The sequence below is a fragment of the Pseudoxanthomonas sp. JBR18 genome (genome assembly GCF_028198165.1).
In the GTDB taxonomy this organism is placed as follows: Bacteria; Pseudomonadota; Gammaproteobacteria; order Xanthomonadales; family Xanthomonadaceae; genus Pseudoxanthomonas_A.
In genome coordinates, this window is record NZ_CP116339.1 from 1,777,752 (window position 1) to 1,792,135 (window position 14,384).

At 64.7% G+C, this 14,384-nt stretch carries 12 protein-coding genes and 2 pseudogenes; 3 read left to right on the forward strand and 11 right to left on the reverse strand.

Annotated elements, in window-relative coordinates; translation table 11 throughout:
• Positions 1 to 227 precede the first annotated feature (227 nt).
• The 4 genes and pseudogenes from PJ250_RS08100 to PJ250_RS08115 all read right to left on the reverse strand — a co-directional run bounded on the left by PJ250_RS08100 (position 228) and on the right by PJ250_RS08115 (position 2,706).
• Complete coding sequence (locus PJ250_RS08100) at positions 228 to 908, reverse strand: XAC0095 family protein (RefSeq protein ID WP_271648076.1); 681 nt, start codon at positions 906 to 908, stop codon at positions 228 to 230.
• A 499-nt stretch (positions 909 to 1,407) separates the two neighbouring features.
• On the reverse strand, positions 1,408 to 1,806 hold the full coding sequence (locus PJ250_RS08105) for a GFA family protein (RefSeq protein WP_271648077.1): 399 nt from the start codon (positions 1,804 to 1,806) through the stop codon (positions 1,408 to 1,410).
• A 120-nt stretch (positions 1,807 to 1,926) separates the two neighbouring features.
• Positions 1,927 to 2,460, reverse strand: a pseudogene (locus tag PJ250_RS08110) (RNA 2'-phosphotransferase); the annotation flags it as partial.
• A gap of 18 nt (positions 2,461 to 2,478) precedes the next feature.
• Positions 2,479 to 2,706, reverse strand: a complete 228-nt coding sequence (locus PJ250_RS08115) for a hypothetical protein (protein WP_271648078.1) — start codon at positions 2,704 to 2,706, stop codon at positions 2,479 to 2,481.
• A gap of 192 nt (positions 2,707 to 2,898) precedes the next feature.
• Here PJ250_RS08115 and PJ250_RS08120 point away from each other — a divergent pair.
• Positions 2,899 to 4,108: pseudogene (locus tag PJ250_RS08120) on the forward strand (IS4 family transposase).
• A gap of 58 nt (positions 4,109 to 4,166) precedes the next feature.
• Here PJ250_RS08120 and PJ250_RS08125 read toward each other — a convergent pair.
• The 4 genes from PJ250_RS08125 to PJ250_RS08140 all read right to left on the reverse strand — a co-directional run bounded on the left by PJ250_RS08125 (position 4,167) and on the right by PJ250_RS08140 (position 7,542).
• Positions 4,167 to 5,504, reverse strand: a complete 1,338-nt coding sequence (locus PJ250_RS08125; protein WP_271648079.1) for a hypothetical protein — start codon at positions 5,502 to 5,504, stop codon at positions 4,167 to 4,169.
• 87 nt (positions 5,505 to 5,591) lie between these two features.
• On the reverse strand, positions 5,592 to 6,155 hold the full coding sequence (locus PJ250_RS08130) for a hypothetical protein (RefSeq protein ID WP_271648080.1): 564 nt from the start codon (positions 6,153 to 6,155) through the stop codon (positions 5,592 to 5,594).
• 55 nt (positions 6,156 to 6,210) lie between these two features.
• The gene (locus tag PJ250_RS08135; protein WP_271648568.1) at positions 6,211 to 7,068 is read right to left on the reverse strand and encodes a restriction endonuclease; all 858 of its coding nucleotides are present in this window, start codon (positions 7,066 to 7,068) and stop codon (positions 6,211 to 6,213) included.
• A 129-nt stretch (positions 7,069 to 7,197) separates the two neighbouring features.
• Positions 7,198 to 7,542 carry a hypothetical protein gene (locus PJ250_RS08140; protein WP_271648081.1) on the reverse strand — a complete coding sequence of 115 codons (345 nt, stop codon included), beginning with the start codon at positions 7,540 to 7,542 and terminating at the stop codon, positions 7,198 to 7,200.
• A gap of 641 nt (positions 7,543 to 8,183) precedes the next feature.
• On the opposite strand from PJ250_RS08140, the gene proB reads away from it, so the two are divergent.
• Complete coding sequence (gene proB, locus PJ250_RS08145; RefSeq protein ID WP_271648082.1) at positions 8,184 to 9,338, forward strand: glutamate 5-kinase; 1,155 nt, start codon at positions 8,184 to 8,186, stop codon at positions 9,336 to 9,338.
• Between the two features lie 13 nt (positions 9,339 to 9,351).
• On the forward strand, positions 9,352 to 10,635 hold the full coding sequence (locus PJ250_RS08150) for a glutamate-5-semialdehyde dehydrogenase (RefSeq protein WP_271648083.1): 1,284 nt from the start codon (positions 9,352 to 9,354) through the stop codon (positions 10,633 to 10,635).
• 58 nt (positions 10,636 to 10,693) lie between these two features.
• Here PJ250_RS08150 and PJ250_RS08155 read toward each other — a convergent pair whose 3' ends face one another.
• The 3 genes from PJ250_RS08155 to PJ250_RS08165 form a co-directional block, all read right to left on the reverse strand.
• Complete coding sequence (locus PJ250_RS08155) at positions 10,694 to 11,998, reverse strand: aminotransferase class V-fold PLP-dependent enzyme (RefSeq protein ID WP_271648084.1); 1,305 nt, start codon at positions 11,996 to 11,998, stop codon at positions 10,694 to 10,696.
• A 334-nt stretch (positions 11,999 to 12,332) separates the two neighbouring features.
• Positions 12,333 to 13,226, reverse strand: a complete 894-nt coding sequence (locus PJ250_RS08160; protein WP_271648085.1) for a type II toxin-antitoxin system RelE/ParE family toxin — start codon at positions 13,224 to 13,226, stop codon at positions 12,333 to 12,335.
• Positions 13,227 to 13,427: 201 nt separating this feature from the next.
• Entirely contained in the window at positions 13,428 to 14,375 is a 948-nt protein-coding gene (locus tag PJ250_RS08165; protein ID WP_271648086.1) for a hypothetical protein, read from the reverse strand.
• Positions 14,376 to 14,384 lie beyond the last annotated feature (9 nt).

Consider the following 14,384-nt stretch of genomic DNA (forward strand, 5'->3'; position numbering starts at 1 on the left):
GTGCTCGGTACCTGGGGTCGCGCAGGTTAGCGCAGCTGTGCCCGACCGCGAGCAAGGGCCGCAAGCGGGCAGGCCATCGCAAGGGTGTGGCCGGCGGTGGCGGCGGCCCGTCCCCTGATCCAGGCCCCGACACCTCGGAACTGGCAGAGGTGTCGGGGCGGATTGAGCTGGCCTCGTGTGTTGCCCGGATCCAGTCAACCCGGCCCCGCTACCCATGCCTTGACTGGCTACTGATACGTCGGATGCGATTGCGAGAGGCGCGGTGCGATGCCAGCAGGCACAGGCGCCGGTGGCACCAGGTAGCTGGCAGGCGCTTCACGCACGCTGCCCAGCGTGCGCTTGGGACTGAAGCGCTGCGACGCGTAGATCTCCTCGACGATGTCATGGATCCGACCCACATCCCGGGAGATGGCATCGCCCATCACCGCCAGCGTGGCTTCTGCGTACTCGGCATGATCGGCGCAGCCGACGACGTTGCCGATGGCGCGCAGGCTTTCGAGCAGCAGATTGATCTCGTCGATCTGGCGCAGGGTGATGCCGGAGAGGTAGCGCTTGCCCGTCGCCGGATGGATCGCGCCTCCCGCCTCGATGCCTGCTTCCGATGCCTCATCCGGCGCCCCGTGCGCGTCGCGCTCCATCCCGGACGCGACTGCGTCCTTCCCACGCCTGGCCGGCCAGGCAAGTGTCTCCATGACCTGGGCCATCTGTTGCTTCATCTGCCTCAGGCGCCTCGCCACCTCGCCCAGGCGACGCGCCGCGTCTCCCTCCGCGGTGTCGACCCTTTTTTGCGGCCGGGCCAGATTGGCCAACTCGGCCACGTCGGTGTGCAGCTGCTTCAGCCGTCGCTGGCTGTCCTCCGGCAGGAAATAGCCGGTCGTTTCCTGATCGTGCGTATCGTGCGTCGACATGCTTGCCTCCTCGTTCCATGAAGTACCCGCACGCCGGGATGGCGACGGGAAGTCGGGAGGTTCGAAACCGCTAAGAGCCGGCGGGCGTATTCCCCCGAAGGGTGTTGTATTAGCCGCCCTCCCGACGCAGGCATCGCATCGGTTTGCACCCAGAGATCCAGGCACAAAAAACCCACCGGTTTGACGGAGGTGGGTACCGCTCTTAGAGGAGTTTCGACGCTCCTTGGTAGGAAGACTGCTACCGGTAAACGCGCGTGTCAACAGGCTTCCAGCCAATCACGGTGCGCAATGTTTGAGAGGCGCGCTCGATGTAAGGGAGGCGATGCCTACGGCCCCAGCAGGCTGACTGTGGTGAGCGAAACGGCTCGCACATCAACGCATCGGCTGCTCATCTCTTTGGGTGCTGGTGCCGAGGCAGACGGCCTGCCATTCGCACCGCACCTCGCCTGCGGGAGGGATGCAGGCGCGCGCTGCGTAAATTCAGGGCAACCCGGCCGCGTTACTTCCGATCCGCTGGATGATTAATGCCGTCACTGGTGGGGACATCCGGGATGGCGAAGGGATCGATGCCCTCAAGACACCCCACGTTGTACCCGTACAGGCCTGGGTTGGAGCGACGCTGGTGGTGGGTGTAGATGCCGCAGTTCGAGCAGAAATAGTGCTTGGCGGTATGCGTATTGAACTCGTAGAGCTTCAGGTGCTCAGCGCCCTTGAGGATGCGGATGCCGCTCAGCGGGACCGAGGCAACAACGGCCCCTTTGCGCCTGCAAATGGAGCAATTGCAGCGGCGTGGGTCGACGATGCCGTCCGGCAGATCGAGTTCCAGCTCCACCAAGCCGCAATGACAAGAAGCCCGATGCTTGGGCTGTACTTGGACACCACCAACTTCCTTCAACACTGAGGGTCTCTCCTGTAAGGGCAATCGCCTGGATCAAGTCACGCTGCGAGGCGGATTCGGCTTGAATGGGTCATGAGAACCGCCGCACCCTGACTCCTGTTCCTCGACTCCTGTCCTATCAATGAATGTCGGCGGCACATCCCCGGTGAGCCACACACCGTTGTCCGCCTGAAAGAACGCGAAGCCCTGCGAGTGCATCCGTAGGGCTTCGATTTTCAGGACCACGGGTTTGCCGTAGCGCTGTCCGACAGTGGTCGCTGTGGCGATATCTTGCGACAGGTGCACGTGATGACGTGCGCCAGGGCGCAGGCCCTCGGCCAAAATCGAATCGAGGAAGCGTGTAGCGGTGCCGTGATAGAGGAACTCCGGTGGCATTTTGGCTTCGTGCTGGATGGCCACGGTGTCGGTTGAGTGGCCCTGTACGGCGCGAATGCGAAAGCCGTCCTCGGAGATCGCAAAGCGCTTCTTGTCGCTGCCGGCGACCACGGCGCGGATCAGCTCTACATCAAGTTCCTTGCCGGCCGTCTTGGCTCCTGTAATCAGCGTCTCAATCTCAGCCCAGCCCTCACGGTCCAGCGTCAATCCGATGGCGTGCGGCTCATGCCGCAGCACGTAGCTCAGGAACTTGCTCGTCTCGTTGAGTTGCTTGCTCATGTCGCTGTTCAATCGCTGCTAGAAAGCTAATCCACCGCCCTGACCTGCTCTTTGCAGCAGGGCCAGTTCCTGCCCAAATAAAACAAGGTCAGAGCGAATATTCTGAGATGCTAAAACTCGCTCCGGCCCCTTTTTCTGGGTCGGCGGTACCTGCAGCTCGGCGGCGCACAGCGGCGCCACCGCCAGCAGGCTGCACAGACCAAGCAGCGCCCGTTGTGCGAGGAACGTCAGGGGATTTCGGGGCATCGCGGTGGTTCCTTTGGAAAATTAAGGCTGAAGATTGAGTGCAGGTACTGATTTATGAAAGTGCACTCTGACTCTGAGGTATCCCCACGTTTTCCCGAGATGGATCAGGTAGTTGCGTCCTGATCGAGTGGAAAGCAGTGCGCGCATGGCGCAGTCTTCGAGGTGACTAAACCAAAAGAAGGACTGCGAGCCATGCGCGCCAGTGAAGTATTGCAGAGGTGCTTGGGTGATGCACTGGGCCCCATGCACGCCTTGCGTGCGCGGGCGCTGTTGAAGGCGGTGGAAGCGCTGACCGCGGGATGGCGATTGACCCTGATCGATCTTGCCCGGCGTTGGCCGCGCCGAGCGCGTGCGCGCCCCGCTCAAGGCGGCAGACCGCTTGCTGGGCAATCGGTATCTGCAGGCCGAGTGTCTGTCGCTGCATAGCGCTATGGCGCGCTGGTTGCTTCGAGGCGAGCGCCCGCTGATCGTGATTGACTGGAGCGACTTGAAGGCCGACAAGTCCTGGTGCCTGCTGCGTGCGGCCGTTCCTGTGGGTGGCAGGACATTGACCTTGCTGGATCGGGTTTACCCGGGCGATGAGCAAGGATCTCCGGGTGCCGAACGACGGTTCCTGCAACAGCTGCAGACGCTGATTCCCGCTGGGCTACGCCCGATTCTGATCACTGATGCAGGCTTTCGCACACCCTGGTTCAGGGCAGTGGAGGCACAGGGCTGGAGCTGGGTCGGTCGCCTGCGCGGCACAACGCTGGTCAAGCCAGCCGAGGTGGAGAACCGACCGGACCAGTGGGTGTCATGCCGATGTCTCTGGCAACTGGTGCAAGCCAGGCCGCGCGAGCTGGACCTGATGCACATCAACCGAAGTGATCCACTGGCTTGCCGATTGGTGGTTCATGGCAAAACCCCGCGCGGACGCAAGCACTACAGCCGACGTCATCGGACTGCGGTGGCGCGCAACTCGCATAGCCGCAAAGCAGCCGCAGGCGTACGCGAGCCATGGCTGATCATTGCTTCACCGGATCTGGTCGACGCCAGCGCCCATCAGCTGGTCGGACTGTATGCGCGGCGCATGCAGATCGAGGGCAGCTTCCGCGACCTGAAATCGCATCGCTACGGTGCCGCCTTCGAAGACAGTCTGACCCGCCAGGGCCCACGCCTGAGCATCCTGTTGATGCTCAACACACTGGCCTGTTTCGCATGCTGGCTGGCGGGCCTAGCCAGCGAGCGCAACGGCCAAGCCAGCTGGCTGGCGCCGCGCAAGACCAAGCGCAAGCTCTATTCGACCCTACGCCTTGGACGCGAAGCCCTGCTCAGACATTGGCCAATGGAACCCATCGGCCAATGGTTGGCCTGCCTGCGCACGTTGCCAGACCACGTTCACCAACAGATGGTGTTGGGCTAGAAACGTGGGGATACCTCAGACTCTGACCTCTGATATTCGAAGATAAAAAATTAAGAAACTACGGAATATCTTCCTCGCCTTGTGCCCCAGAACGGCTCACTGACGAGTAGGACTCAGATACCGCCAGTTCGAAGTCCGCACCTAGTTCTGATGAGAGATGGCTGCGCAACATCATCAGCTTGAGCTTTACTCGCTCCCGGAATTTAAATTCGTCGCTTAAGTCCAATCCATCCACAGACGTATAAACAGTGTCTTTAGCAATTACTAATAAGCGGGCAAGTGCCAAGCGTTGTTCATTTATCCGCATAATCTTTCTTATAAACAAGTCGCCTAGGCGCCAGGCCAGCCCGACCACGCCGGCAATCGTCGCGGCGAAGGGTAGCCTTTGTAGCATCAAAGCCATCACTTCGGTGTAAGTACTAACGTCCGAACGCAGAATCCTATCAGCTCCAAAATATAGAAGAAGGACGCAGGTGGCGATGATTGAAATCGAAAAATATAAGAACCAAGAGTAGAGCGACGACTGCTTCTTACCTTCGAGAACATAGTCGCTGTATTCGTCGGATATTAAGCTTCTATCATTGTTAAGACGTTGAAGTTCGGCTCTTTGTTCGACTAAATTTGAATTAAGGCGTTGCGCTTCTTGCCTCAATTGCTGTACGGAATTTTCATCCGCAGATAATGTAGACTTTTGAGTTTCGATAGAAGTTTTGAGCGTTGCAGCTTGGCTGATAAGAGTCGATTGCTCCTTTTTAAGAGCATCTATGGACGATTTAATGTCATCTTTTTCTTCAGAAAGTGTTGATATCTCCAGCTGGGTCTCGCGAGTAATTTTATCTAGTTCCCCCAGCTTTGATTCAGCAGCATCGACGGAAGTATTTTTTGCGGCCACGTACTCTTCCGCTTCCGCCCTAATTTCTTCAACAAAGGACGCCCGTTCCGCGATTTTTTCAAGCTGAGAGTAGGTATGTCCGTTAATCTTCAGATTAGAAGCAAAAAGTGCTCTAGATCCCGATGGTGAACTAGCTATAAAGCCCGAGCATACTTTCCTAACTCTAAATCTAGTGAAGGGGGTCTTTTGAGTTCCTTGCGTCAAAATCATTGAAGTTGCAGTCAATACGGAATCCGAGCCGGCAATATCGATCGCCTTTAATGAAAGAGAAGATATCGCCTTGTTATCGCTTGAGAAAATATCGATGCTACTGACGTAGCAGGGTTCTGTAAATTCAAATGCTCGGCCGCCTTTAGGTATCTGCGCATTAGCAATATTTTTCGGTTTTAGAAGCCTTTTCGAAGACCCGGTAGTCTTGACGCTACTGTTGATCAATGAGACGCCTGGCGGGTGCTCGCCTCGGAGCAGCTGCAGTACGCTCAAAAATTTTTCCGGCGAGACCATTTGATTTCCTTTTCTTTGTTAATTAAAAAATGGCGGGCGCTGAAATTTTGGTGGCTGATTGAGCAGGGCGTACTGCCGGAGCTCTGATTACTTCAAGGGCACCCAGTATGAGTAAGCGGCAAAAACGAGACCAATAATACCTAGCGCAAACCCACCAACGGTGTAGTACTTCTGCATGCGGTGCTCTCGACTCTTTAGAGCGACAAGTTCCCTAATTTGTATGGCCAAGGGTTCGAGTGCATCTGGTGTTTGCGACATTCCCTCCCTGAGTCTTTCTAGGTGTATGCGAACCTCGTTGGGTAGACCATCAAATGGCTCACGGTCCCTCATTTCTTTAAGTAGAGACTCAATAAGGGATTGGTGCTCTTGGAGGCTCAAATTCCGCTGTGCGAGAATTTCACGCAGCAAGATTTTAAGGTTATTCTGTATATCGTGTTGAGTGGCTCCTCGTGTTTCAGCAATTTCTTGAATTTGGCGGAGACTAAGGTTTTTGCCTTTGTGAATTATAGACAGGGCTAGATCTTCAGAAAACTTTTTCTTGTTTTTTTGTTTGATTATTTCTTCTGTCAGACTAACTCCTAGCCAGAAGGAGAAAATAACTCCCGCGAATAAAGATGAAAATATTGCAATGGCCGGCGCGTAATTTGTCATGGCAATTGTGTTGCAAGCGGGGTCAGGTTCACTCGGCTAACGAGGTCAGGTTCACTCATGCGGTTCCTCTGCACTTGGGGAAATGGCTGCAGCCGAGGAAGGGCTCGCCGGTGCGGCGGTTCGTTCGCTGCACCAGCGTGCTGCCGCAGCGCGGGCAGTGGGGTTCGGCGGTGGCGATGGGTGGCGTGGCCACCAGCACCGGTTCGATGCGCAAGGAAGGCGCCGGCGGGACCGCCGCGTCTCGCTGTGCGGCGCGGATCATCTGCAACAGCTGCGTGCCGCTGATCAGTTCAATCGGCTTGCCCTGGGCAAAGCGCTCGGCGTCTTGCGTGTAGGTGCCAATGCAGACGATCTTCACCGCATCGGCGCGGTGATGCGCTAGCAGCCCGGCCATTTCGCGCACGATGCTGACGCCGACTTGCTGGCGCTTCCACTGCTTGCATTGCACCAAGGTGCGGCGGCCGTCCTTGCGCAGGATCAGGTCGATGCCGCCATCGGCGCCGCCCAGGCCGGTTTCCTCCACGGCATAGCCCTGGCGGCGGAAAGCTTCGCCCACCAACAGCTCGAACTGGCGCCAGCCGCCTTGGCTGAGACTTTCAAGATCACTGCGTGTATCGAGGAGGCGTTGTCGCTCCTCGCGCTGCTTCCGCACTTTGCTGCGGTGTTCCTGGCGATTGCCGAAGGAGACCAGCGCGCCCACGCAGCACATGACGAGCCAGAGCCACGCCAGCGGCGCGAGCATGGCACCCATGCCTTGATTGAAGCCCTGCGCCAGCATCCCGCCGTGGTGACCCATCCACCAGACGAAGCCGTCGCGCACAGCGAAGAAGCCGATCAGGCCGAGGGCGATGCCCACCGGCCACGGCAACGCGCTGACCACCTCGATGCCGTGCTGTTTGCGTCTGCGTCCCATGCAAGAAACCCCCGTTCCCGACCGCACCATAGCCGCCGGTGACCATGTTGTCAGCGTGCAGCACGGCACGGTGTGCCGGGGGCACGTGCGTTTGCGGTGGCCTCGCCACCGGGGGTGACGCGTGCTGCGCTAGCGCCCGGCGTTGTCGTCCGGCATCAGCAGCACCAGCGGGGCGCAGGCGCGGTCCGAACAGCCGAACGTGCGCACACGTTCGCCGTGGATCCACGTGGCGGTCGCGGCCGCGTTGATCCGGTAATTCCCGATCTGACCATCGGCGGTGAGCTGGCCGCTGATGGTGCAGGGCAGTGCATAGAACGCGCCCTGGGTGCCATCCGAATATTCGCGGCTGGCGGCGAAGAAGCGCGCCACATCGTCGCGGTCCAATGTCCAGGCCTGGCATGCACGTTGCAGCCCGGCATCGGCCGCGCGGCCGGGCTCGGGCGCGTAGACCGGTGCGCCGACGCTGCGTACCACGACGCTGGATCGGTTCGCGCCCGGGGGCTGCAGGTGCGTCAGCGGATCGGGCCGCTGGGTTGCTGCACGCCGCCAGCGGCAGCGCCAGGCTGGCACTGCCGGCCTTCGCGTTCGCCTGCCGTGGCTTGGCAAAGCGTGTCGTCGCTGTCGAGGTGGTGGGCATTCCTGCGGTCCTGTTGTGGTGGCGCGCGGCTCCGGTGATGCGGTGGGGCGGATTGCCCTGCGAACGCGCATCGCTGTGGGCGGTGTTTCATCTTCGCTCAGCGCGGCTTCCCATCGCCGCGCAAAGCCTTCAACCACAGGCCTTTTGCCGCACTGCGGAAAGTCGCCGATCCCGCTGGAAACGCCTTGAAATGCCGCTTATTTCGCAATGTCGGCTTGGGTGAACAGGGCAATTCTGTTAGACTGCGTCGTCTTCGGATTCAGCCCGCGACCTTCGCTCCCATCGCCGAGCGGGTGTTCGGATCCCCACAACCAGGCGCGCGATTGAGCCTGCTCTCGCGCCGCACTGCGCTGCTGATCTGCTTCTCCCTTCTGCCGATCGTGTGCGTACCGGGTCATCGCCCGGACACCGCAGGCCGGCCTGCGCCCGCACGTTGGGCGCGCGCATCTTTATCTTCGCAACAAAGAGGAATTGCTCGATGTCTGGTTCTGCTGTCTCCCCCCTGCCGCACCCCTTCCCCGCGCAGACCCTGGCGCCCTGGCGTCGCGCGGTGATCAAGGTGGGCAGCAGCCTGCTGACCGATGGCCGTGGCGCGCTGGGCACGCATAACGCCGCGGTGCTGGCGGCGCTGATCGCGCGCTTCCGCGCGCAGGGCCGCGAGGTGCTGCTGGTGTCCTCTGGCGCGGTGGCCGCCGGCCGCGGGCTGGTGGCACGGCGTCGCGGCAGCCTGGTGCAGCGCCAGGCGCTGGCTTCGCTGGGGCAGACCCCGATGCTGGCGCTGTGGCAGGGCCTGGTCGACCAGCCGGTGGCGCAGGTGCTGCTGAGCCACGACGACCTGCGCAATCGCCGCCGCTACCTCAACGCGCAGGCCACGCTGCAGGAACTGCTGCGCAGCGGCGCGCTGCCCATCGTCAACGAGAACGACACCGTCGCGGTGGACGAGCTGAAGCTGGGCGACAACGACAACCTCGGCGCGGCCGTGGCCACGTTGGTGGATGCGGACGTGCTGTTCATCGCCACCGACACCCAGGGCCTGTACACCGGTCACCCCACGCGCGATCCCAACGCGCGTCCGCTGACCCGGGTCGAGGCCATCACCCCGGAGATCATGCGCATGACCGCCGGCGGTGCCGGCGCGCTGGGCACCGGCGGCATGGCCACCAAGCTGGAAGCCGCCAGCAAGGCCGCCGCGGCCGGCATCGACACCGCGCTGTTCTGCGGCCGCGATGCCGGTGCGCTCGACGCCCTGGGCCAGGACGTGCTGCACGGCACGCTGATCCCCGCGCACGGCCCGCGCCTGCTGGCGCGCAAGCTGTGGCTGCATCATCAGCCGGCCTGTCGCGGCCGCCTGCAGATCGACGCCGGCGCCTGCCGTGCCCTGGCCGAGCGCGGCGCCTCGCTGCTGCCCGGCGGCGTGGTGAACGTGGAAGGCGACTTCAGCAGCCGCGCCGTGGTGGACCTGATCGACCTGGACAACCGCCGCATCGGTCGTGGCCTGGTGCAGTACCACGCCAGCGACCTGCAGCGCATCGCCGGACGCCACAGCCAGGAGATCGAGGACGTGCTGGGCTTCCACAACGGCCGCGCCGTGGTCCGCCGCGACGACCTGGTCCTGATGGACCGCATGCACTGAACACGGAGACCCCATGACCGCACAGAACGACCGCTATATCCGCACGCTGGCCACCCGCGCCCGCGCCGCTTCCCACGCCATTGCCGCGCTGGACGCCGACCGCCGCGCCGCGCTGCTGCAGGCCATGGCCCAGGCCGTGGACGCCGGCCGCGCCGACATCCTGGCCGCCAACGCCGATGACCTGCAGCGCGCCCGCGCCGCCGGCACCACCGGTGCCATGCTCGACCGCCTGGCGCTGGACGATGCGCGCCTGGACGGCATCGTGCAGGCCATCGCCGAAGTGGCCGCGCTGCCCGATCCGGTCGGGCAGGTGACCCAGCGCCAGACCCATCCCAACGGCATGACCGTGGAAAAGGTGCGCATCCCGCTGGGGCTGATCGCGATGATCTACGAGGCCCGCCCCAACGTGACTGCCGATGCCGCCGCGCTGTGCCTGCGCGCGGGCAACGCGGTGCTGCTGCGCGGTGGCTCGGAGGCGCGCGGCAGCAACATCGCCATCGCCCGCTGCCTGCATGCGGCACTGGCCCGGTTCGACCTGCCGGCCGAGGCCGTGGCGCTGGTGGAAGACACCGCGCGCGAGCACGTGCTGGAACTGCTGCAGCTCACCGACCTGGTGGACCTGGCCATCCCGCGCGGCGGCGAGCGGCTGATCCGCTTCGTCGCCGAAAACGCGCGCGTGCCGGTCATCAAGCACTACAAGGGCGTGTGCCACCTGTACGTGGATGCCGCCGCCGACCCGGTGCTGGCCACGCGCCTGGCCATGGACGGCAAGCTCTCGCGCCCGGGCGTGTGCAACGCGCTGGAGACCCTGCTGGTGCATGCTGACATCGCGCAGAGCTGGCTGCCCGGCGCGCTGCAGGCCCTGGCCGCGCGCGGCGCGGAGATCCGCGGCTGCGCGCGCACCCAGGCGCTGTTCCCCGAGGCGAAGGCGGCCACCGAAGAGGACTACGATGCCGAGTACCTGGCGCCGATCCTGACGGTGCGCGTGGTCGACACGCTGGACGACGCCATCGCCCACATCCAGCGCCACACCTCCGACCACACCGAGGTGATCTGCACGCGTGACGAGGCGGCGGCCACGCGCTTCATCGGCGCCATCCGCAGCTCGGCGGTGATGGTCAACGCGTCCTCGCGCTTCAACGACGGCGGCCAGCTGGGCTTGGGCGCGGAGATCGGCATCTCCACCACCCGCCTGCACGCCTACGGCCCGATGGGCCTGGAATCGCTGACCATCGAGCGCTGGGTCGTGCGCGGGCAAGGCCACGTGCGCCACGCGGAATCCGCCGAGGCGGCGTGATCCGCAGGTCCGGTTACCGCGGTGCCTGGCGCTGAGGGTGACCGGCGGCCGCCATGGCTCAGGCCGTGGCGGCGATCTTGCGCAGGGCCTCGGCCAGGGCGTGCAGGTGCGTGACCGGGGTGAAGGTCTGCGGGGTCACGCGTACGTTGCAGCCGCTGGCCAGCTCCTTGCGCACCACGGTGAAGATGCCGAATTCATCTTGCAGCCGGCGCTGCAGTGCGCCCACCTGCGCCTCGCTGCTGCGCCCGCGCAGGCGCACGCCGCCCATGCCCGAGGCGTTGGCCATGCTGGCCGGGCCGAGGAGTTCGATGTCGGCGTGGTCGTGGAACTCGTCCGTCCACGCCTGGCGCAGGTACTGCAGGCGCACCTGCTTGTTGGCCCCGCCCAGCGCGTGGTGGAAGGCCAGCGCATCGGGCACGGTGAGGAAGGCGGCGAAGTTGGAGGTCGCCAGGTGCACGCGGTTGGACACGTCCTCGTCACCCGCATGCTCGCCGGGGAACGGTGCCACTGCCGCGCGCGTACCCGCTCGCATGTACAGCGCGCCCACGCCCACCGGCGAGCCGATCCACTTGTGCAGGTTGAACACCGCCCAGTCCACGTCCAGGTCCGGCAGGGTGAAGTCCATCAGCCCCCAGGACTGGGCGCAGTCGCAGATCACATGGATGCCACGCTGCCGCGCCAGCGCGGCGATGCGCTTCACCGGCAGCACCAACCCATGCTGGTTGCTGACGTGGGTCAGCACCATCAGCTTGAGGTTGGGGTGCGCGTCGAAGGCGTCGGCATAGGCCTTGAGGTAGTCGGCATCGGTGCCGGTGGCCGGCAGCGCCAGGCGGTGGCCTTGCGCGCCGCGGGTGTCGGCCAGCCAGCCCATCATCTTCTGGAACTCGGGGTAGTCCACGTCAGCCCACAGCACCGCGTCGCCCTGGCCCAGGCCCTGGTACTGGGTGACCAGGTTGACGAAGGATTCGGTAGCGTTGCGGGTCAGCATCAGGTCGCTGGCGTCCACGCCCAGCGCCTCGGCGGTGCGCTTGCGCGCGCTGTGGAAATCGGCCGGGTAGTCGCGGCGTGCGTACCAGGACAGCTCGTGATTGACCCGATGCGTATGGCGCCCGTACGCGGCCTCCACCGCGTTGGACATCTTGCCCCAGTAGCCTTGTTCGAGATTGATGATGTCCTCCTGCGCCGGATAGAGCGCGCGCACCTGCTGCCAGTGCGCCTCGTCGCGGGCCAGCACCTCGGGAGTGGCTGTGGAGGAAGGCACCTGGGCCGGCGTCGGATCGGCGCAGGTGGACAAAGCCGGGCCGGCCAGCGCGGTGCCGGCGAGCGAGGCGGAGGCCTTGAGGAAGGTCCTGCGATGGGTCATGTCGGGGCGGCGCTGCGGGGGTTCTCGAACGTAGCAGCCGGTGGTGACCGCCGCCAGCGCGTCCGCGCCTGACGGCGCGGGGCATCGCGCATCGATGGCGCCAACGCGGGCATCACCGACGCGAGTGCGTGGAGAAGATCGGGTGCGACAGCGGCCTTTCGCACGCTGGGACCTTCGTCATCCCTGGCGTGGGTAGCGCGATCGGAGGGGCACGCCAGGTCCGCGCGGCGGCGCGGTATCGATGTTTCGCCGCGCTTCGTGATCGCGCCCGAACGGTGGCAGGCGCGTGGACGACTGGGCGCCGGTGACGAACTCCGCGCGCGCCGGCGTGCCGTCAGCGATACGGGCCCGGACCCTTCCAGACCAGATCGCCATGGTGGTAGACGCGCAGCATGTTGATGATCTGCCGCGACTCGCCGATGTCCGCCAGCTCGGGGGAATCCGGCGGCAGCGCCCGGCACGCGCCCGAGCCGTGCTTGAGCACGATGTCCAGCGGGCAGACCATCAGATATTCGGTGCCGGGCAGGGGGATGGCGAACTCCTTCATGCCCTGCGCCATCCAGGCGCGCACGCGATCCTCGCTGCGGGTCTCGTAGATGGCGTGATAGCCACCGACCTGCAGGCTGGGTCCGCTGTCGCCCGTGTCGCGCCCGCTGCCCTGGCGCACCGCCGGGCTGTCGTCCCAGCCGGCGTTGACCGGCGCGCTGTCCTGGGCGATGTAGCCCGGCGGGTGACCCCAGGTGGGCGAGCGGCGCCCGGTCGGCGGCGGATTGGAAGGCGGGGTCTGCGAGGGCTGCGGCGCCTCACGCGGCTGCTCGGGCGTGGGGGCCTGCTCGCTGGTCGCGGTGCTGGGCGGTGCGTCCTGCTGGACCAGCAGGGGATTGTCGGAGCGGTCGGTGCGCGTGGTCTGCAGGCGCGAGGCGGCCGGCGGCGTGCGTGCCACGCGCGGCTTGGCCGGGCGCGGCGTGGGGGGCGTCTTGGCGCGCGAGGGCGGTGGGCTGGGCGGGGCGGTGTCCGCCGGCGCGGTCGAGTCACCGATGAAGTCCACGCGCATGCGTCCGCCGGCCGGTGCGCCCTGGCTGGTCTCCACGGTCGGCGGGTTGGAGTGCAGCAGCACCAGCAGCATCAGCAGATGCAGCAGCAGGCTCAGCAGCGCGCCGATCCACGACTGCAGGCGTTCACTCCAGGGCTGGGCCCGCTGTTCCGCGGGGATCGACGCGTCGCTCATGCCGTCGGGGCGTCGATGGTGCGGGACTTCATGCGGGCTCTGCGGGGGTGAAGCCGGTGGGGTGTGCGCATCGTAACGCGCCCGCGGGCCGGTTCCGTTTGCAGGCGATGACAAGGCGAACCGCGCCGGCGGGGACATTCAGCCGGGACGCAGGTGGGCCGGGCAATCGTCCGGTGCTCAGGATCGCGCGAACCTCCGCGGTTACCTGGCCAGCGCGGATGGGGTCTGAAGCGCCTGCGTGGGGGCCTGTGCTTCGGTCGCCAGTGCCTGGCTGCGTGCCAGTGATTCGGGCAGCGTCGGGGGTGGCTGGGTCAGGTCCGCCCTGATCCGCAGGCCAGGGTCTTGCGAGGAGTAGACCCAGGCGATGTCCTGGTGCACCGCGGCCTGTGCGTGTTCGGGCCTGAGGCCCTCGCGCTGTGCCTTCACTGCGCTGTCCAGGACATGCGCATCGGACACCGAATCAGGCAACTGTTCGCGCAGGGTCTTGAACATCGGCGCGGCCGGGTGGTCGCGGTCCAGCGCTTGGGCCGGCGCGACGGGCGCGGGAATCTGCCCGGTGCTGCGCAGCCAGGGCACCACCGCCGTGTCGTAATGGCTTCCGTAGTAGTCCCGGTAGTCGCCGGCCGGGGCGACCGAAGGGTGCTCGTTGCCAAAGGCGGTGGCGATGCGCGAAAGCGCGGTCTCGCGGTCGATCGTGCCTGCGGCATGCTCCCCGGCGATGGTGGCGTAGGTGGCCGCGTTGGCGCCGGCGATGCCGATGTCGGGCCCGCCGGCGGCCCGGATCTCGTCGCGCACCACCGCGTTGCTCAGCGTGGCGGTGGCCTCGTCGCGCAGCGACCGGGTGATGTAGGCATCGCGCGAGCTGTAATCCTCCGGCTCGTTGAAGCGGTGATGCCCGCACTCATGGGACAGGGACTGGGCAATGCTGTCGCCGTGCCCCATCTGCCCGCGGTCGATGACGATGCGGGTATTGGGCGCATCGTAGTAGGTGCCGCCGCCGGCGGCGCCCCACTCCACGGTGAAGCCGTCATGCCGCAGCTGCTGCAGTTCCTGTTGCAGCGTGGCCGACTGCTGCACGAGGGCAACCAGGCTCGGGTCCTGCAGCGGGGTCGCCGGTGCGGGCGGATTGGGAGGGGTCGGGTCGGCCATGGTGCAGGT